Annotated in this window: 17 protein-coding genes and 1 pseudogene; 11 read left to right on the top strand and 7 right to left on the bottom strand. The window is 60.2% G+C overall.

Translation table 11 applies throughout. The annotated features are described in order from the left end of the window. Nucleotides 1-7: 7 nt before the first annotated feature. From AXG89_RS39400 to AXG89_RS39390, 3 genes are read right to left on the bottom strand one after another with little or no spacing between them, the layout of a single operon-like run. Nucleotides 8-421, bottom strand: coding sequence for a RidA family protein (locus tag AXG89_RS39400; protein ID WP_062002399.1), 414 nt, complete (start codon nt 419-421; stop codon nt 8-10). Nucleotides 422-428: 7 nt separating this feature from the next. Then, a complete protein-coding gene (locus AXG89_RS39395; RefSeq protein WP_075358409.1) occupies nt 429-1,913 on the bottom strand; it encodes a 4-hydroxyphenylacetate 3-hydroxylase family protein in 1,485 nt (494 codons plus the stop codon). A gap of 44 nt (nt 1,914-1,957) precedes the next feature. Beyond that, nucleotides 1,958-2,455: a flavin reductase family protein gene (locus AXG89_RS39390; protein WP_075358408.1), complete on the bottom strand. Its 498-nt coding sequence runs from the start codon at nt 2,453-2,455 to the stop codon at nt 1,958-1,960. A gap of 203 nt (nt 2,456-2,658) precedes the next feature. Between AXG89_RS39390 and AXG89_RS39385 the strand changes: the two genes are divergently transcribed. The 7 genes and pseudogenes from AXG89_RS39385 (at nt 2,659) to AXG89_RS39355 (ending at nt 10,122) form a co-directional block, all read left to right on the top strand. Continuing rightward, on the top strand, nt 2,659-3,582 hold the full coding sequence (locus AXG89_RS39385; protein WP_075358407.1) for a LysR family transcriptional regulator: 924 nt from the start codon (nt 2,659-2,661) through the stop codon (nt 3,580-3,582). A 173-nt stretch (nt 3,583-3,755) separates the two neighbouring features. Then, entirely contained in the window at nt 3,756-4,889 is a 1,134-nt protein-coding gene (locus AXG89_RS39380) for an SRPBCC family protein (RefSeq protein WP_075358406.1), read from the top strand. Between the two features lie 27 nt (nt 4,890-4,916). Further along, nucleotides 4,917-6,074: an ABC transporter ATP-binding protein gene (locus AXG89_RS39375; RefSeq protein WP_075358405.1), complete on the top strand. Its 1,158-nt coding sequence runs from the start codon at nt 4,917-4,919 to the stop codon at nt 6,072-6,074. 28 nt (nt 6,075-6,102) lie between these two features. Beyond that, nucleotides 6,103-7,140, top strand: a complete 1,038-nt coding sequence (locus AXG89_RS39370; protein WP_086386836.1) for an ABC transporter substrate-binding protein — start codon at nt 6,103-6,105, stop codon at nt 7,138-7,140. Nucleotides 7,141-7,277: 137 nt separating this feature from the next. Continuing rightward, nucleotides 7,278-8,431 (top strand): annotated as a pseudogene (locus tag AXG89_RS39365) (ABC transporter permease). Nucleotides 8,432-8,453: 22 nt separating this feature from the next. Then, the gene (locus tag AXG89_RS39360; protein WP_062002027.1) at nt 8,454-9,281 is read left to right on the top strand and encodes an ABC transporter permease; all 828 of its coding nucleotides are present in this window, start codon (nt 8,454-8,456) and stop codon (nt 9,279-9,281) included. Nucleotides 9,282-9,330: 49 nt separating this feature from the next. After that, nucleotides 9,331-10,122 carry a phytanoyl-CoA dioxygenase family protein gene (locus tag AXG89_RS39355; protein WP_075358403.1) on the top strand — a complete coding sequence of 264 codons (792 nt, stop codon included), beginning with the start codon at nt 9,331-9,333 and terminating at the stop codon, nt 10,120-10,122. Nucleotides 10,123-10,212: 90 nt separating this feature from the next. Here the strand turns inward: AXG89_RS39355 and AXG89_RS39350 are convergent, their stop codons facing one another. Beyond that, nucleotides 10,213-10,776 carry an acyltransferase gene (locus tag AXG89_RS39350; protein WP_075358402.1) on the bottom strand — a complete coding sequence of 188 codons (564 nt, stop codon included), beginning with the start codon at nt 10,774-10,776 and terminating at the stop codon, nt 10,213-10,215. Nucleotides 10,777-11,366: 590 nt separating this feature from the next. Here AXG89_RS39350 and AXG89_RS39345 point away from each other — a divergent pair. From AXG89_RS39345 to AXG89_RS39335, 3 genes are all read left to right on the top strand, one after another. Further along, complete coding sequence (locus tag AXG89_RS39345; RefSeq protein WP_075358401.1) at nt 11,367-12,662, top strand: MFS transporter; 1,296 nt, start codon at nt 11,367-11,369, stop codon at nt 12,660-12,662. A 10-nt stretch (nt 12,663-12,672) separates the two neighbouring features. After that, nucleotides 12,673-13,575 carry an SMP-30/gluconolactonase/LRE family protein gene (locus tag AXG89_RS39340; protein WP_075358466.1) on the top strand — a complete coding sequence of 301 codons (903 nt, stop codon included), beginning with the start codon at nt 12,673-12,675 and terminating at the stop codon, nt 13,573-13,575. Between the two features lie 112 nt (nt 13,576-13,687). Then, nucleotides 13,688-14,896 (top strand): porin, encoded by a 1,209-nt coding sequence (locus tag AXG89_RS39335; protein ID WP_075358400.1) that lies wholly within the window; start codon nt 13,688-13,690, stop codon nt 14,894-14,896. Nucleotides 14,897-14,943: 47 nt separating this feature from the next. On the opposite strand, the gene AXG89_RS39330 is transcribed toward AXG89_RS39335, so the two are convergent. Further along, on the bottom strand, nt 14,944-15,384 hold the full coding sequence (locus AXG89_RS39330; protein WP_075358399.1) for a universal stress protein: 441 nt from the start codon (nt 15,382-15,384) through the stop codon (nt 14,944-14,946). Nucleotides 15,385-15,554: 170 nt separating this feature from the next. Continuing rightward, nucleotides 15,555-16,280, bottom strand: coding sequence for an alpha/beta hydrolase (locus tag AXG89_RS39325; RefSeq protein WP_083637883.1), 726 nt, complete (start codon nt 16,278-16,280; stop codon nt 15,555-15,557). Between AXG89_RS39325 and AXG89_RS39320 the strand changes: the two genes are divergently transcribed. Beyond that, complete coding sequence (locus tag AXG89_RS39320; RefSeq protein WP_083637880.1) at nt 16,206-16,535, top strand: response regulator transcription factor; 330 nt, start codon at nt 16,206-16,208, stop codon at nt 16,533-16,535. The genes AXG89_RS39325 and AXG89_RS39320 overlap by 75 nt on opposite strands. On the opposite strand, the gene AXG89_RS39315 is transcribed toward AXG89_RS39320, so the two are convergent. Then, nucleotides 16,530-17,405: a LysR family transcriptional regulator gene (locus AXG89_RS39315; RefSeq protein WP_062002035.1), complete on the bottom strand. Its 876-nt coding sequence runs from the start codon at nt 17,403-17,405 to the stop codon at nt 16,530-16,532. The genes AXG89_RS39320 and AXG89_RS39315 overlap by 6 nt on opposite strands. Nucleotides 17,406-17,499 lie beyond the last annotated feature (94 nt).

The following is a 17,499-nucleotide window of genomic DNA, read 5'->3' as shown; positions in this document are numbered from 1 at the left end:
CCTCCGCTCAGCTATTTGGAATGACGGCGATCACGTCGATTTCGACGAGCCACTCGGGACGCGCAAGCGCTGAAATCACAATACCCGTCGATACCGGGTACACACCCTTCAGCCACTTCCCGACCACGGTGTACACCGCTTCGCGATAGCGTACATCGACAAGATAGATCGTGATCTTGCAGATATCCTCCAGCTTGCTGCCGGCTTCGCCCAGCAACATTGCGATGTTGGCCATCGCCTTTTCAGCCTGCGCGCCAACGTCGCCTATGCCCACCGATTCGCGCGTATCCAGGTCCTGCCCGATCTGGCCGCGCAGATAAACCGTTCCGTTCGCCACGACCGCCTGGCACAGATCGTTATCGAGTTTCTGCTCGGGGTACGTCTCGCGCGTGTTGAACTTGCGGATGCGGGTATGACTCATGGACACCTCACACAACGCGCTTGAGCCGCGGCTCTGCGCTGGATTGAACGACACGGTCCGACAGGTTCGCGGCCTTCTTGACGTAGCCGAGCGTGCTGTCGAAATCGAAGTTACGGAACACGGCACCCAGGTGGGCGAACGGCGGTGATTGCGCGAACAACTGGAACGTGAGGCGATGCCCCGCATAGTCCGAGTTCAGCAAGTCGCGGGCGAACGCGAGCAACTTGCGGCGGTCATCGGAGACCCAGTTTTCGTTGACGGTATAGAACTTGTCGAGCCAGCCGCTGATCTCCGGATTGGCAAACGACGCCGCATCCGGCGTCACGCAAATCTGTCCACCGCAGAGTTCACGCGCGAGATGCATCATCTCGTGAAGGCGCGAACATGCCTGCACGCGGCCTGTATAGAGCAAGGATTGATTGGGCATCATCAGGCCGGCGGGACTGCGTTCGCCGCAAGCAATCGATGCCGTCAGATGCGCGTTGATGGTCTCGCGATACACGGCGAGCGTCGACAGTTTCTCCTGCACGGCCTGCTGCTTTTCAAGGCCGGTTTGGCGTGCGTTGAACAACGCCGCGCCGATCATCAGGTCGGCAAGACGCAGGTTGCGCTGGACGAACGCGAACGCGCTGTATCGATGCAAGGTCGAGCGAATGAAGGTGGCCGCCTTCGTATGCTGGTAGAACAGCACGTCTTCCCAGGGAATCAGGACGTTGTCGAAGATCAGCAGGGTATCGACTTCATCGCAGCGGTTCGACAGCGGGTAATCTTCCGGATTCGCGCGCCCGGCGAAGCCCGTACGGCAAATGAACTTGAGTCCCGGCGCGGACATGTTGACGACAAAACCCACCGCATAGTCCGAGAGTTTTGCGTCGCCCCAGTTCGCGATGGTCGGCTTCACGAATGCCTGATTCGCATACGCTGCGGCCGTCTCGTACTTGGCGCCACGCACCACGATGCCCGCATCGGTTTCCTTCACCACATGCAAAAGCATGTCCGGGTCCTGCTCCTGAGGCGGTTTCGAGCGGTCGCCCTTGGGGTCGGTGTTGGCGGAGACATGGAACGGGTCTTCATGCAACGCACGATTGATATGCCGCTCGATGTTCGCGGCAAAACGCGGATCGACTTCGTTGAGCACATCCTTGCCGTCGTAGAGCGACCACATCTCGCCGATGGTTTCATCGCCCACACGGGTGGCGATTCCGCCGATGTCATCGAGCACCGTGTCTACTGCCAGGCGTTTGTCGTGCCAGTCCTGCTGCGTGTACGGCAGCTTCAGGCCGACCGCGTTGCGCTCGCCGGTCTTTTCATCCACGTAGCTCATCACATCCTGCGTCGCCTTCTCGTGCGCCATGTCGTAGATGCGCGCGCGGATGTCCACGATCGGCTTGAACATGGGATGCGTGGTCACGTCCTTCACGCGTTCGCCATTGATCCAGACCTGTCGTCCGTCTCGAATGGAGTCGCGATACTGCTCGCCTGTTCTGATCATTGCTGTGCCTCGATCCGTGGGGAAATATGGTCGTTCAGATTCGCCTAGAAAGCCAGGAACTGGCCGTAATCGCGCTTGCAATACAGCAATGGCATGTGCGCGGCGGGCGCGCGTTTGATCGCCGCGACCTCGCCGAAAAACACCGTGTGCGTGCCTATGGTTTGCTGGGCGACGAGACGGCATTCGATTGCAGCAACCGCCCCGTCGATAAGCGGCACGTCCAGCGCCCCCGCCGTCACCGTGCAGCATGAGAAGTCGAAAGGCCTGGCGCTCGCCGAGCGTCCGGCAAAGGTATCGGCAATGCCGCGCTGCGCCACGTTCAGCAGGTTCACCGCGAACACGCCGTTCGCCGCGACCGCTGCATTGGCCGGGCTGCGTGTATTGATGCAGACGAGCAATGTGGGCGGGTCAGCGCAAACCGAGCTGCAAGCGCTGACGGTGACGCCAAAACGTTCGTTGCCTGCGCCTGTCGTCACCACATGAACCGATGTTGAATTGGACGCCATCGAATCGAGGAATGCGGCCCGCAGATCGTGATTCATTCCGGGCGCCGCTTCCATCAAAGCGCTGTCTGGTTGAGTTGTTTGCATGCCGCCCCCTCGCGTTTGCACTGACCGTGCGCAAAATCTACGCTTTGGCACCGCATCCGAAAAACATATTTCAAAAATGCAAATCATCGGATTTGCCTATGCAAGCGTATTTATGTCCACGCACAATAGGATAGATAAAAGACCGGGGGCGGACCATGGAACCTGCGCAATTACGCTATTCATTGAGGCAGTTGAGATACTTCGTGGTGACCGCCGAAGTGCTGTCGTTCACGGCGGCGGCGAAGCTGCTGCATATCTCGCAGCCATCCATCTCCACAGCGCTCGCGGATCTCGAAGTGTCGTTCGGCGTGCAGCTTTTCATCCGGCATCACGCGAGCGGGTTATCCCTGACACAGGCCGGACGCGAGATGCTCGGGCGCGCGCGCGACTTGTTGAAGAATGCGGAAGACCTTCAGACCGCAGCGAAGGAACTGGACGGCGGCATGTCAGGCGCGATCACGCTCGGGTGCCTGGTTTCACTCGCGCCGCCGCTCATGCCCGCGATGATGAGCCGCTTCATAGCGGGTCATGCAGGGATCGCGTTCCGCACGCTCGAAGCGCATCAGGACGATTTGCTGCGCGGCCTGCACGATGGTTCGCTGGATATCGCGCTGACCTACAACCTCGATCTGACCGATGACATCGCGTTCACGCCGCTGCTCTCGTTACCGCCGTATGTGATCTTGCCGAAGAATCACCGGCTGGCGAAACAGCGCACGGTGGCGCTCGCCGACCTGCGCGACGAACCCTACGTGATGCTCGATCTTCCGCACAGCCGCGAATATTTCGCAGGTCTCTTCGACGCCGTCGGCGACCGTCCGATTGCCGCATTCCGTTCGTCGCAACCTGAAGTGGTTCGCGGCATGGTTGCCAATGGCCTTGGCTACAGCATCCTCAATTTTCCGCTGAAATCGAGCCGCACGGTTGACGGCGAGGACTTCGTGATCAAGCAGTTCAAGGACGAAGTCAATGCCACCACGCTCGGGATTGCGCAGTCGCGAAGCATGAAACCACGGCAAGTCGTGCAGCGCTTCGCGGCCTTCTGCGAAGCGGAAATCACCCGCGAGCGAGCACGTTGAGGCGTTGCGTCTGGCTTCGCGTCTGGATAGGAAAAAACTTGGTTCTACATGTAAAAACAATATTTTGGCTGGTAATTTGACTTGATAGATTGATGTCCATGCAGCGAGCGGCCTGGCTGGAGAGCCGGTTGCAGCATCCACTGAATTGACAGGGAGGCGCGATGGGATCTTCAATGGCAGCGTCCGGCACTGGACTCGATATCGTCCGGCAGTTGCAGGAGAGCTCCGCGCGTCCCTTCAGCGACGCGCATTCCATGCCGCCTGCCGTCTATACTTCGCCCGATTTCCTCGCGCTGGAACAAGCGAACATCTTCCGCAGCGAATGGCTTTGCGTTGGCCGGGCAAGTTCGATTACGGATGCCGGCGACTATCTCACCGCAGACATCGATGGCCAGCCGATCGTGGTCTTGCGCGACGAGAAGCTGGAATTGAAGGCGTTTTCGAACGTCTGCCTGCATCGAATGTCGGTACTGCTCGAAGGACGCGGCAACACGCGCCGGATCGTCTGCCCCTATCACGCATGGAACTACACGCTCGACGGCGCGCTGAGCGGTGCGCCAATGATGGATCGTCAAAGCGGATTCTGCAAAGAGAACTACCGTTTGCCGTCCGTTCGATGCGAGGTCTGGCAAGGCTGGATCTACGTCACGCTCAATGCCGACGCGCCGCCAGTTGCCGGCAAGTTGGCAGGTCTCACCGAACTGATTGCCAGCTACGGCATGGCTGATTACAAGGAAACGTTCTACGAAGAACACGTGTGGGATACCAACTGGAAGATCCTCGCTGAAAACTTCATGGAGAGTTATCACCTGCCCATGCTGCATCGGGCAACCGTAGGTCCGCATTCGCGTCTCGAAGAAATGGAATGCCCGCCAGGCAGCGACGCGTTCAACTATCACTGGATCACGAAGGAAGCATCGTTGCCCATTGGTCAGGCGCATCCCGACAATCAGCGGCTGCAAGGTCACTGGCGCAAGACCACCGCGCTGCTCGCGATCTATCCGACGCATCTCGTCACGCTCACGCCAGGTTACTTCTGGTACCTCGTGCTGCAGCCGGTTGGAACCAGCCGTGTCCACATCCGCTTCGGCGGCGGGCTCGCGCCTGATTTCATCGCGGATCCGAAGGCGGCCGACTACATGGCAACGCTCAAGACATTGCTCGATGCGGTCAATGAAGAAGACCGGCGCGGCGTGCAGGCGGTGTTCCGTGGTGTGAGTGCGCCGCTGGCAAAGCCTGGGCATCTGAGTCATCTGGAAAGGCCCAATTACGACTTCGCGCGCTACCTTGCCCAGCAGCTTGCCTGATTCTCAACACTCATCCAACACGACACGATGTCAACGCACTCCTTCATCTCCTTCGCGGGCGTGAGCAAGACATACGACGGCGTTCATTACGTCGTGGAAGGGCTCGACCTCGATGTCGCGAAAGGCGAGTTCGTCTCGTTGCTTGGTCCTTCAGGATCAGGCAAGACGACCACGCTGATGATGCTCGCCGGTTTTGAATCGGCGACTCAGGGCGAGATCCGCCTCAACGGAAAACGTCTCGACGACAAACCGCCGCATCAGCGCGACATCGGCATGGTGTTCCAGAACTACGCGCTGTTCCCGCACTTGACGATCGAGCAGAACGTTGCGTTTCCGTTGTCGGTGAGACGCATGAGCAAGACCGAGCAACAGGCGCGTGTCAAGCGCGCACTGGACATGGTCGAGTTGCCGCATCTCGCGGCGCGTCGGCCTGCGCAGTTATCGGGCGGACAGCAGCAGCGTGTGGCCCTTGCGCGCGCCCTCGTGTTCGAGCCGAGCGTGGTGCTGATGGACGAACCACTCGGCGCGCTCGACAAGCGCCTGCGCGAAACCATGCAGTACGAAATCATGCGGCTGCATCGCGAGTTGGGATTGACGGTGGTGTACGTGACGCACGATCAGGCGGAAGCGCTGACCATGTCGGACCGCGTGGCCGTTTTCTCCGATGGCCGCATCCAGCAAGCAGCGACTCCAACGGAACTCTATGAAAACGCGCACAACGCATTCGTCGCGAATTTCGTCGGTGAGAACAACGGTTTGATGGGCCGCGTGCTCGAACAGGATCCGGACTGGGCGACGCTCGTGTTGCCAGACGGTGCGGTCATTCGCGGACGTTGCGGCCGGGGCTTGCGTAACGGCGAGGAAGCCATGCTGGCGCTGCGCCCGGAGCGCGCGCACATTGCATCGGCAGAAGGAATCCTAAGCGCCGCCGACACCAACCTGGTGACGGCGCGCGTGGAAGAACTCGTGTATTGCGGCGACCATCACCGCGTTCACTTGAAACTTGGCGCACAAGGCTCGGGCGACAGCCTCATTGTCAAGGTACCCAACACGCAGCATCACGACCTTCCGTCACTCGGCAGTGCAACCGTCGTGGCGTGGCGCCACGACGACTGCAAGATCCTCGCAACGGCCGTAACTGCAAGCCACGGCCATGCTCCGTCCCTCACCGCAGGAGTCCACTGACATGAAAACCAAACTGATCCAAACCGGTATGACGGGCATCGCCGGACTCGTTCTTTCGACTGTCGCATTGTTTTCGGCGAGCGCGCATGCGGCGGAAACCATCTCGGTGGTCACCTTCGGCGGCGCATACGAAGCCGCGGCGAAGAAGGCGTTTTTCGAGCCGTTCACGGCTGCAACAGGCATCGGCTTCTCGACGGAATCTTACGACGGCGGCCTCGCCAAATTATCGGCAATGGAGCAGGCGAAGAATCCCACGTGGGACCTGATCGACCTCGAATCGAACGATGCGATCACCGGTTGTGACGAAGGCTTGCTCAAGAAGATCGATAAGAAGTCGCTCGGCAACACGAGCGCATTCATTCCCGGTTCGATCATGGATTGCGCGGTCGCCGCCATGGTCTGGTCCACCGTTTATGCCTACGACACGACCAAGCTGAAGAGCGCGCCGACCTCCATCAACGACTTCTTCGACCTGAAGAAATATCCCGGCAAGCGTGGCCTGCGCAAGTCGCCGAAGGTGACGCTCGAATGGGCGCTACTCGCCGATGGCGTCAAACCCGCCGACGTCTACAAGGTCCTCGGCACACCGGCCGGGGTGGATCGCGCGTTCAAGAAACTCGACACCATCAAGTCGAGCATCGTCTGGTGGGAAGCCGGCGCACAACCGCCGCAACTGCTTTCGGATGGCGCGGTGGTGATGACGCAGGCGTACAACGGCCGGATCGATGACGCCGTCCACAAGGATCACAAGCCGTTCGAATCGGTATGGGACGGTCAGGTCTACGACTTCGAATGGTGGGGCATTCCGATGGGTGCAAAGAACGCCGACGCGGCGGCCAAATTCATTGCATCGGCATCGACGGCAAAAAGCTATGCCGACCTGACCAAGTACATTGCCTACGCGCCGCCGCGCAAGGACTCGATTCCGCTCATCGATAAAGCGCGCCTGAACGACCTGCCGACCGCGCCCGGCAACTTCAAGCGCGCCGTGCAGATCAACGCGAGTTTCTGGGCCGACAACGCCGACCAGATCAACAAGCGCTTCCAGGTGTGGCTGACGCAGTAATCAAACCCGTAAGGTGAATTGTGACTGTGACAGTGACCAGCGATCTGCGGGAGCCGGCCGGAGCGAGCGTTGCGGATGCTAAAACCGCCGGCCGCGAAGCGTATGCCAAGACGCGCCGGCGTGCATCCACGCAAGCGCTGTTGCTCGCCCTGCCGCTGCTGCTGTTCCTGCTCGCCACCTTCATTGCGCCCATTGCGATCCTGCTTTCAAGAAGCGTCGTGAACCGCGAAGTGCCGGTGAACTTGCCGGTGCTGTCGCAATCGCTCAAATCATGGAACGGCGAAGGGATACCCGACGAACGCACCTTCGCCCTGCTCGCCGCCGACATGCGGCGAGCTTCGCAAGAAGGCCAGCTCGGCACCGTTGCGCGACGGATGAACTTCTACCTGCCCGAGTTTCGCAGCTTGCTGATGAAAACGGCGCGCCAGTTGCCCGAGACCGCGCCGGCTGCCTGGAAACCCGCGTTGATCGAGCTCGATCCGCGTTGGGGCACGCACGACATCTGGCGTTACCTGAAGCGCTCGGCGGTGTCTCCGACGCCTGATTACTTGCTCACTGCCGTGGATTCCGAAGTCACGGCCGACGGCGCCATCAAATCCCTCCCGGCAGACAGTTCTGTCTACGTCAACGCGTTTGCGCGCACGGTATGGATCAGCGCTTCAGTCATGGTGCTGTGCCTGCTGCTTGGATATCCGGTTGCGTATCTGCTCGCCACTCTCCCGCCTGCAAAGAGCAATCGCCTGATGCTGCTCGTGATCGTGCCGTTCTGGACCTCGCTGCTGGTTCGAACGACCGCGTGGTATGTGCTGCTGCAACCGAGCGGCGTGATCAACAGCCTGCTTGTGAGTTCGGGAATCGTCAGCCATCCGCTGCCGCTGCTCTTCAACCGCACGGGCGTCCTGATCGGCATGACGCATATCCTGCTGCCCTACATGATCCTCGCGATCTATTCGGTCATGAAGGGCGTGTCACCGGTTTACATGCGCGCGGCGCAATCGCTCGGCGCGCATCCCGTGACCGCGTTCGTTCGCATCTACATGCCGCAGACGCTTCCCGGCGTGGGCGCAGGGTGCTTCCTCGTGTTCGTGCTTGCGCTCGGTTACTACATCACGCCCGCGCTGCTCGGCGGCGCGGGCGATGAAATGATCAGCCAGCTCATCGCCGCGCAGACCAACGAGCAACTCAACTGGGGCTGGCGGGCGCATTGTCGGCATATCTCGTGATCTTCACGGCCGTGTTCTATTTCGTGTTTAACCGGCTTGTGGGTATCGACCGGTTGAGGTTCGGCTAGGCGCCAGGGCGAGGACGACATCATGCAAAGCCAAAGGCATCTCGTGTTATCGGAACGCATCGCATCGAAGTGGTTGCGCGTGCATTCCGCACTGATCCTGTTCTTCCTGATAGCGCCGATTCTCGCCATCGTGCCGCTGTCGTTCAACTCTGGCGCGTACTTCTCCTATCCGATGCAAGGCTTCTCGCTGCACTGGTATTCCAAGGCGCTCGGCAGCAGCGACTGGCAGCGCGCGTTCGCGAACAGCATCGGCATTGGCGCCGCATCCACGGTGCTCGCCACGGGCCTGGGCACGCTCGCGGCGCTCGGACTCAGCCGCTCCAATTTTCCGTTTCGCGCCGTCATCATGCCGCTGCTCATCTCGCCGATGATCATCCCCATCGTCGTCGTGGCCGCCGGGTTCTATCTCGTGTTCGCGCCACTGGGGCTGGTGAATTCGTATATCGGCGTGGTGCTGGCGCATGCCGCGCTCGGCACACCGTTCGTGGTGATCACCGTCACGGCGTCGCTGCTGTCGTTCGATCAAAGCCTGATTCGAGCGGCTTCCGGACTCGGCGCCGCGCCGTGGACCGCATTTCGCCGCGTGACCTTGCCGCTGATCCTGCCGGCCGTGGCGACGGGCAGCGTATTCGCGTTCGCGACTTCCTTCGACGAAGTCATCGTGATCCTGTTCATTGGCGGCCCGGATCAGCGAACCGTGCCGCGGCAGATGTGGAGCGGGATTCGTGATTCCATCGATCCATCCATTCTCGCGGTCGCGACCATGCTGATCCTGTTCGCGGTTGCTTTATTCAGCAGCATCAACTGGCTGCGCGGACGCAGCGCCGCTGCAACGCTGCCGGGCGCGTGATCCGCGTGATCCATGAGAAAAGCCCGGTCAATCGATAAAGGAGAACACCATGCTGGCAGCAGAACGGGAAGCCTTCGAGCGCGACGGCGCGGTCGTGTTGCGCGGGATGTTCAAGGACTGGATGGAAACGTTGCGCGAAGGCGTGGAGTACAACGCGACGCATCCGGGGCCGTCGTTCAGGAATTACACGCCCGAAAAAACGTCAGGCCGGTTTTTCGGCGATTACTGCAACTGGCAGCGCATCGCGCCGTTCAAGGCTTTTGTCGAACATAGCGCGGCCGCCTCCGTCGCGCAGGCGCTGATGGATTCGCAGCGCGCCCGCATCTTCCATGAACATGTGCTCGTGAAGGAAGCCGGCGCGGCAAAGCTCACACCCTGGCATCACGACGAACCCTATTACTGCGTCAGCGCAGATCAAGCCGTGAGTCTATGGATTCCACTCGACTCGGTGCCGCGCGAGACATGTGTGGAGTTCGTCGCGGGATCGCACAAGTGGGGCAAGCTGTTCCGGCCGCGCAAGTTTAGCGGCGTGGCTTACGACCACAAGTCCGACACGCTGGAGGAGTTGCCGGATATCGATGCACACCGCAGCGATTATCAGATCCTCGGTTGGGACCTGGAGCCGGGCGATGCTATTGCGTTCAACTTTCATACAGTGCATGGCGCACCTGGCAATACGGCCGGGCAGCAGTCACGGCGGGTCGTATCGTTCAGATGGCTCGGAGATGGCGCGCACTTCGTGGATCGCGGCGGTGAAACGTCGCCTCCCTACCCGGAACTCATGAACAAGTTCAAGCATGGAGACGCACTGCCTGAAGCGGAATTTCCATTTATTGTTTGAAACGCGCGTGCCAAATCGGAATTCGGCGGCATTCGGCGATATTCGCCGATATTCAGCGGCATTGACTGCCCTAATCCAACTCCCGCTGATTTAATCGCGAACCCAGTCATCCGGAACATCCAGCGTTCTTATCACGCGTGCCGGAGAGCCCCCTGCCAAGCTCTTCGCGGGGATTTCTCCGGTAACAGTCGAACCCGCGGCAATAACGGAATGATCGCCAATATCCGCGCCGGCTAATATGGTGGAACGAGCGCCAATCCAGACATTATTGCCAATGAATATAGGTGCGCGCTTGGTCGGATGTTGCGGAGATACCTGATGAAAGTCGGTATCGTAAATATATGTCATATCACCGATCTTGCAATTCTTGCCAATCTTCACGGAAAGCGTCGCGCACAGGTTGGCACCGTCGTTCATAAACGTGTTTCGTCCGATCTCCAATATGGCGTCCTTTGTCACGGTAATGTGCTGACGCGTGCGGAATGATCGAAACGAGCAATTCTCCGCGATGTAAATGCGCCCTTTATTCGTGATTTTCGGCCATTTGCCTGAGAAGATCGGCGCACTTTCATAACCTACGTTATCGACCTTTAATGACAGGCGGACAAGCACGCTCTTCAGTTGTGCTAATCCTCTGACAAATACATTTTTCATTTAGTGTCCATTTGGCCGCAATCTCCGCCCTCAAACCGAGCGATTCAAGTCATATCTTGATCGAACTTGCTATATGCGTCGGCAATCGATACTTCCTGTAACAAAATATCGCTGAAACTCAAATATGGAAGTGGCGCGTGGCCAGTTGATTATCGATACACCGTGCCCGTGCTTTCAGACATTTTGGGGTAACTGGCGTCGAATATTACCATCCCTTAAAAGGGGCCGAATGATGCATCAATGAAACATCAATCTTGCGCCATGTCACGCGAGCGCCATCGCTTACCCTATGTTGTACGACGTCTTTTCACCGCGCGCGGTGGCCAGATATAGTCCGAAAACCGCCCGCAAGGCCCCTAGATACCGGTTTGCCAACATTTTCGCCATCCTCATGCCCGAATCCAAGGAATTATTACTGGTGTAAACGCTGAGGGCGCTAATGTTGCGTCAGGTAAGTCATCTGACATACGATGCGTTCACATTACGTAACGTACCTTACGTGCGCAATGTCCGGCCGATAAAGCAATGCGCGCGCAGCACATAAAACCGCATGCCATCGCCGGCAAGACAACGGCTTCGGAGACACCGACATGGCAATGAAACTACGCGGCCTGCGCTGGTGGATGATCGGCCTGCTCACGCTCGGCACCGTCATGAATTACCTCGCGCGCAGCTCGCTGAGCGTCGCCGCGCCGACGGTCATGACCGACCTGCATATCTCCACCCAGCAATACGGCTGGATCACCGGAGCCTTCCTCGTGATGTACCCGATCGGCGCGCCGGCCACCGGTTACCTCATGGATCGTATTGGCCTGCGCTTCGGCTTTTTGCTATGCGGCCTGATGTGGTCGATCGTGTGTATCGGCCATGGTTTCGCGAGCGGCTGGGTCGGCCTGTTCGTGCTGCGCGGCCTGCTCGGTCTTGCTGAAGCGTCGTTTATTCCGGCCGGCATGCGCATGGCCGCGTTCTGGTTTCCCGCACGCGAACGCGCGCTCGCAGCGGGTATCTTCAACATCGGTACGTCGATAGGCGCCATTGCCGCCCCGCCGCTCATTGCGTGGTCGATCCTCAAGTACAACTGGGAAATGGCATTCGTGATTGCGGGTTGCCTGGGCCTTGTATGGGCGGCGCTGTGGATCGTGTTCTATCGTCATCCCAGCGAACACAAGTCGCTTACTTCGAAGGAAGCGGCTTATATCGTGGAAGGCGAACACGCCGAACTCTCCGATAACGGCGCAAAACCCAACCTGCGCAAGATCTTCAGTCAACGCAATTTCTGGGGCATCGCGCTGCCGCGCTTCTTTGCCGATCCGGTCTGGGGCACGCTCGTATTCTGGATGCCGCTCTATCTGCATCAGGCGCGCGGCTTCGACTTGAAGGCCATCGCCATGACGGCGTGGCTGCCGTTCGTCGCGGCGGATATCGGCTGCCTGATGGGCGGCACGATTTCGATGTACCTCAACAAGCATTTCAACATCTCGGTGATCAACGGCAAGCGCATGGTCTTCACGTTCGGCGCGCTGATCATGACCGCGATGGCCGGCGTCGGTTATGTGAAGGATCCCTCCACAGCTATCTTTCTGCTGTGCCTTGGCGGCTTCGCGCACCAGACGCTCTCGGTCACTGTCATTTCGATGTCGGCCGACCTGTTCCCGCGCCGCGAAGTTGCGACGGTGACGGGGTTCGCGGGGTTATCGGCGGGGATCGGCAACCTGGGCTTCACGCTCGTGATCGGTGCACTGGTATCGACCATTGGATATGCGCCGTTTTTCGTGGCGCTCGGCTTCGGCGATCTGATCGGCGTAGTGCTGCTGTGGACGCTGGTGCGTCCCTCGCTCGTCAACCGGCGCGCCGACGCAACCGTCGCGCAGCCGGTCAATGCATAGCGATGCATCGATGAAAACAGCACACGTGGAACGCGTCGAAGCATCCGGTCGGATCCCGGCGCAAGTGGGCGAGAGTCCGGTATGGCGCGAAGCCGAACAGGCGTTGTACTGGGTCGATATCCCCGCGCGCACGATCGCCCGCGTGCAGGTGGAAACAGGTACGCGCACCGACTGGGTATTGCCGGAAAAGGTTGCGTGCATCGCGTTCGATCGCAACGGCACCGTGCTGGCGGGCTGTGAGACCGGGCTATTTGCAGTGACGCTATCGGACGCGAATGACGTGACTGTGAGGCGGGTCGCCGCGCCCGATTTCCCCTTCGCCGACATGCGCTTCAACGACGGCCGATGCGACCGGCAAGGCCGCTTCTGGGCCGGCACGATGGTGCAGGACATGGCGGCGGCGAACCCGGCTGGCGTGTTGTACCGATACGACGCACAAGGCCTGCTTTCGGCGCCCGTGGTGTGCGATCTGATCACGCAGAACGGCCTGGCATGGTCGCCCGACGGCACGACGATGTACCTCTCGGACTCGCATCCGTCGCGCCGCCTCGTGTGGGCATTCGACTTCGACATCGACTCCGGCGAGCCCCGCAACCGCCGTGTCTTCGCCGATCTGAACCGCTTCAAGGGACGCCCGGACGGCGCTGCAATCGATACCGACGGCTGCTACTGGACCTGCGCGAACGACGCCGGCGTGCTGCTGCGCTTCACGCCCGGCGGCGCACTGGACCGCACCCTGGAACTGCCAGTCAGCAAGCCGTCCATGTGCACGTTCGGCGGCCGCGATCTCGACACGCTCTTCATCACATCCATACAACCAGCAACCGGCGCCAACGAACTCGACGGGCATCTGCTCGCAGTCCGGCCAGGTGTTCGCGGCGTGCACGAATGCGATTACGCGGGTTTGCTATGAGGGCAAACACTGCATGCAAATCGACAGGAATTGCCAGGCACTTTGTAGTAAAACATTGTCCGCGACGCTGCTGGCCGCATCGCAATCATTGATACAAAAAAGAGGAGATCTCATGCAGTCACGCCACGCCAAAAAGGCCGTCCTTCTCGGCCTTGCCACCCTCGCTTCGCCGGTCTTTGCCCAGAACAGCGTGACGCTGTACGGCATTATCGATGACTCGATCACGTATCAAAGCAGCCAGACGTCGCTGGGTTCGAACAAGGGCGGACGCTCGAACGTCAAGATGCTGCCGGGCGTCTGGGCAGGCAGCCGTTTCGGCCTCAAGGGCGCAGAAGACCTCGGCGGCGGCAACAAGGCGATCTTCCAGCTCGAGTCGGGTTTCAACTCGGCAACGGGCGGCCAGCAATTCACCAACGCAATGTTCGGCCGCCAGGCATGGGTTGGCTTGACGAATCCCGCCTACGGTACGTTCACCGCAGGCCGCCAGTACACGTCGTACTACACGCTGCTCGCGCCGTACAGCCCGACCACCTGGCTGACCGGCGCGTTCGGCGCGCATCCGGGCGACCTGGATGAACTCGATACGATTTATCGTGCGAACAATTCGCTGGTCTATACGTCGCCGAAATTTTATGGCGTCACGATCAGCGGCTCATATTCGTTCGCAGGCGTTCCCGGCAGCGTGAATCAAGGCTCGACGTGGAGCGGCGCGGTCCAGTACGCGAATGGTCCGTTCGGCCTTGCGGCAGGCATCACGCGCATCAACAACTCGACGCCGGGCGGCGGCGCGTTCGGCGCGGATTCCACCACGAACTCGGCGGGGCAATCGGGTGTATCGGCGGTGACCAATGGCTATCAGACCGCGCAGGCGCAGCAGCGCATTGCGGTCGCCGGCGGTTATACGTTCACGCAAGCGCTCGACATCACGTTCACATATTCGAACGTGCAGTACATCCCGGGCATCAACTCGAGCTTCAAGACGACCGAGATCTTCAACACGGGCGGCGCCGTGCTGCACTGGAAACCGGTTACGCTGATCGACCTCGCTGCGGGCTATAGCTATACGCGTGCGACGAAGGCCAACGGCATCACCAGTTCCGCTCAGTACCAGCAGTTCAACCTGTCCGAGTACTATTCGTTGTCCAAGCGCACGGGCCTTTACGCTCTGCAGGCTTATCAGCGCGCGAACGGCAAGACGCTCGGCACGAACGGCGTAAGCATCATCAACGCAACGTCGGCAATCGGCGATGGTTTCCAGTCGGCGCCATCTTCGTCGCCGAGCCAGTTTGCGGCGGGCGTGGGTATCATCCACCGGTTCTGATCTGACATACAAAGACGGCGTGCCGGACCGACTGGCACGCCGTTTTTTTAAACCGTCACCGTAATCACAGCACTCTCCCCGCATCGTCCGATCAGCGTCTGATGCGGCGCCGGCCCATGCCACAGGCGTGCAAATCCGGACCGTCGCCTGTGCCCCACCACCACGAAATCAGCGCGCAACGCCTCGGCGTAGTGCCGCACGTTATCGACGATATTGCCCACCGCAACGTGCCCGTGCGCGCTTACGCCACGCTCCTGTGCAAGATCAAGCCCGCGCTTCAACGTCTCGCGCGCCGTATGCTCGATGTTCATATAAGCGCCATCGGACGGCAGGCCGAGTGTGGACGACACCATTGCGGCTTTATCGATGACAACCAGCACGTGCAACTCCGCCCGCAAGGATTTTCCAAGCGATGTTGCGTGATGCAACGCCGCCTTCATCTCCGCCGTGTCGTCGTAACACGTGAGGATGCGCCGATAGTCGAACATTCTAGGCTCCGATGGTTCCCGCTCTGCTGCGGTTCGTTCGGATAACGCCTCGAATCAAGGGAAAATTCCACACAGCGCGCCGAAAAATCTACTGGACTGCAAACTTGCAGCCGATGCAAGGACGACCGGGATCGCGAATCAAATCGTGCAACCCTGCCTATCCCGATTCATCAATGCACCTTGGTTGCCGCCGCGATGATCGCTGCCGCCACTGCGTTCGGCTGGCTCACCATCGCCACGTGGCTCGAATTGACATGCGTGGTAGTCGCGCCGATTTGAGCGGCCATGGCTGTTTGCAGACGCGGATCGATCATGTGATCCTTGTCGGCGATGACAAACCACGACGGCTTCGAGTGCCATGCAGCGGTCGACACCTTGTCGTCAGTCGCGCTGGCCGCCCATGGACCTTGCGTCGCGGCGATCAGCCGGGCCTGTGGCACCGGCAGATCCTGCGCGAACTGGTGGATGATTGCATCGGTGGAAAGCGTCAGGTAATTGCCTGAATCCTTTTGCAATTCACTTGCCCAGGCAGGCGCCGGCTTGCCCTTGAGCATGTCGTTGATCGACGTGTTGTTGTCCGGCGCGAACGCGGCGACGTAGACGAGCGCCTTCACCTTGTCGTCGTTGCCGGCCTCGGTGATCACCACGCCGCCCCACGAATGGCCGACGAGCACGACCGGCCCGTTTTGCGCATCGATCGCGCGTTTGGCTGCGGCGGCGTCATCGGCGAGCGAGCTCAGCGGATTCTGGACCGCGACTACATGCTGGCCGCGTCCGCCGCATGGGTGGCGTTGCGCTCGCCACGCCCGTGGCGCGAAGCCATGAGCCCACACGCCGCGGCCGAATTGCTTCGGGCCGAAACAGCGCAAGGACGCTTCGATACCACCGTCATGGATGCGCTGCTCGCCTCAGGTCCTGCGCCAACCCCTAGCGAACGATACAGCGCAAGGCCGCCCGCAGTGCGCTTGTCGGCGCGTGAAATCGACGTCCTGCGATCCATCAGCCGTGGCGCGAGCAACAAGGAAGCCGCGCGCGAACTCGAACTGAGCCCGAGCACCGTACGCACGCATGTGGAGAGCGTATTCCGCAAGCTCGAGTGTTCGACGCGCGCCGCCGCCACGCTCAAGGCATCGGGCATGGGTTTCTTATGAGTGTCCCGTCGAGACTTCGCCGGCAATCCAGTTGCTGAAGGAAAGCATGGCGGGTGTCATGCTTTTTCCTCTCACTGATGTCAGCCAGTAGCTGCCCGCGTTCACCTCGACGCTGAACGGACGAACGAGACTGCCCATGTTCAGTTCGCGCTCGAACATCACGGCGGGCGCGAGCGCCACGCCCGCGCCCTGCATGGCTGCTTCCACCATCAATCGCGACGAATCGAATACGGGACCGCGCAGCGTTCGCGGCGCGATGCCGGCGGTGGCGAACCAGCGCGTCCAGTCATCGACACGATACGAGCGCAACAACGTCTCGTTGGCAAGCGCCTCGGGCTGATCGAGCCGCTGCCCGATCTCCGGCGAACACAAGATGGCAAGCGGCGCGTCGAAGAGCTTGGTCGCGACCGAACCCGGCCATGTGCCGTCGCCGAAACGAATCGCGAAGTCCAGCCCTTCGGTTGCCAGATCGACCAGGTTGTTATGCGTGAGCAAACGCAGTTCGATAAACGGATGCGCCGCGCGGAACGACTTGAGGCGCGGCATCAGCCAGCCGACCGCGAAGGTGCCGACGGCGCCGACCGTCAGCACCTCGTGGAAATGGCCGCCATCGAATTGCTTGAGGACAGCTTCGATCCGATCGAACGCATCGGTCAGGACCGGGCGCAGCGCGAGGCCTTCGTCGGTCATCCCAAGGCCGCGCGGCAAGCGCTTGAAGAGCGTCGTGCCAAGCCGTTCTTCAAGCGATCTCACTTGCTGGCTGACCGCCGCCTGCGTGACATTCAGTTCGAGCGCGGCGCGCGTGAAGCTCAGATGCCGCGCGGACGATTCGAACGCCCGCAAGGCGTTCAGAGGGAGATAAGGCCGCATGATTTAGCCGATCCATTAGATTTTCTTGGGTGCGCGTCAATTTATCATCGTTTGTCAGTGCGATCCAAACCGTCGATATTGAGCGCTCAATTCA

The organism is Burkholderia sp. PAMC 26561, assembly GCF_001557535.2.
In the GTDB taxonomy this organism is placed as follows: Bacteria; Pseudomonadota; Gammaproteobacteria; order Burkholderiales; family Burkholderiaceae; genus Caballeronia.
Note: the sequence above shows the minus strand (reverse complement) of the source record. Positions and strands in the feature narration are given on the sequence as shown.

Bases quoted from the DNA above. Each gene is read 5' to 3' on its own strand.
- AXG89_RS39400 (WP_062002399.1), bottom strand. From the start codon at position 421: ATGAGTCATACCCGCATCCGCAAGTTCAACACGCGCGAGACGTACCCC.
- AXG89_RS39355 (WP_075358403.1), top strand. From the start codon at position 9,331: ATGCTGGCAGCAGAACGGGAAGCCTTCGAGCGCGACGGCGCGGTCGTG.
- AXG89_RS39390 (WP_075358408.1), bottom strand. From the start codon at position 2,455: ATGAATCACGATCTGCGGGCCGCATTCCTCGATTCGATGGCGTCCAAT.
- AXG89_RS39345 (WP_075358401.1), top strand. From the start codon at position 11,367: ATGGCAATGAAACTACGCGGCCTGCGCTGGTGGATGATCGGCCTGCTC.
- AXG89_RS39375 (WP_075358405.1), top strand. From the start codon at position 4,917: ATGTCAACGCACTCCTTCATCTCCTTCGCGGGCGTGAGCAAGACATAC.
- AXG89_RS39315 (WP_062002035.1), bottom strand. From the start codon at position 17,405: ATGCGGCCTTATCTCCCTCTGAACGCCTTGCGGGCGTTCGAATCGTCC.
- AXG89_RS39340 (WP_075358466.1), top strand. From the start codon at position 12,673: ATGAAAACAGCACACGTGGAACGCGTCGAAGCATCCGGTCGGATCCCG.
- AXG89_RS39350 (WP_075358402.1), bottom strand. From the start codon at position 10,776: ATGAAAAATGTATTTGTCAGAGGATTAGCACAACTGAAGAGCGTGCTT.
- AXG89_RS39370 (WP_086386836.1), top strand. From the start codon at position 6,103: ATGACGGGCATCGCCGGACTCGTTCTTTCGACTGTCGCATTGTTTTCG.
- AXG89_RS39330 (WP_075358399.1), bottom strand. From the start codon at position 15,384: ATGTTCGACTATCGGCGCATCCTCACGTGTTACGACGACACGGCGGAG.
- AXG89_RS39380 (WP_075358406.1), top strand. From the start codon at position 3,756: ATGGCAGCGTCCGGCACTGGACTCGATATCGTCCGGCAGTTGCAGGAG.
- AXG89_RS39320 (WP_083637880.1), top strand. From the start codon at position 16,206: ATGAGCCCACACGCCGCGGCCGAATTGCTTCGGGCCGAAACAGCGCAA.
- AXG89_RS39335 (WP_075358400.1), top strand. From the start codon at position 13,688: ATGCAGTCACGCCACGCCAAAAAGGCCGTCCTTCTCGGCCTTGCCACC.
- AXG89_RS39385 (WP_075358407.1), top strand. From the start codon at position 2,659: ATGGAACCTGCGCAATTACGCTATTCATTGAGGCAGTTGAGATACTTC.
- AXG89_RS39360 (WP_062002027.1), top strand. From the start codon at position 8,454: ATGCAAAGCCAAAGGCATCTCGTGTTATCGGAACGCATCGCATCGAAG.
- AXG89_RS39395 (WP_075358409.1), bottom strand. From the start codon at position 1,913: ATGATCAGAACAGGCGAGCAGTATCGCGACTCCATTCGAGACGGACGA.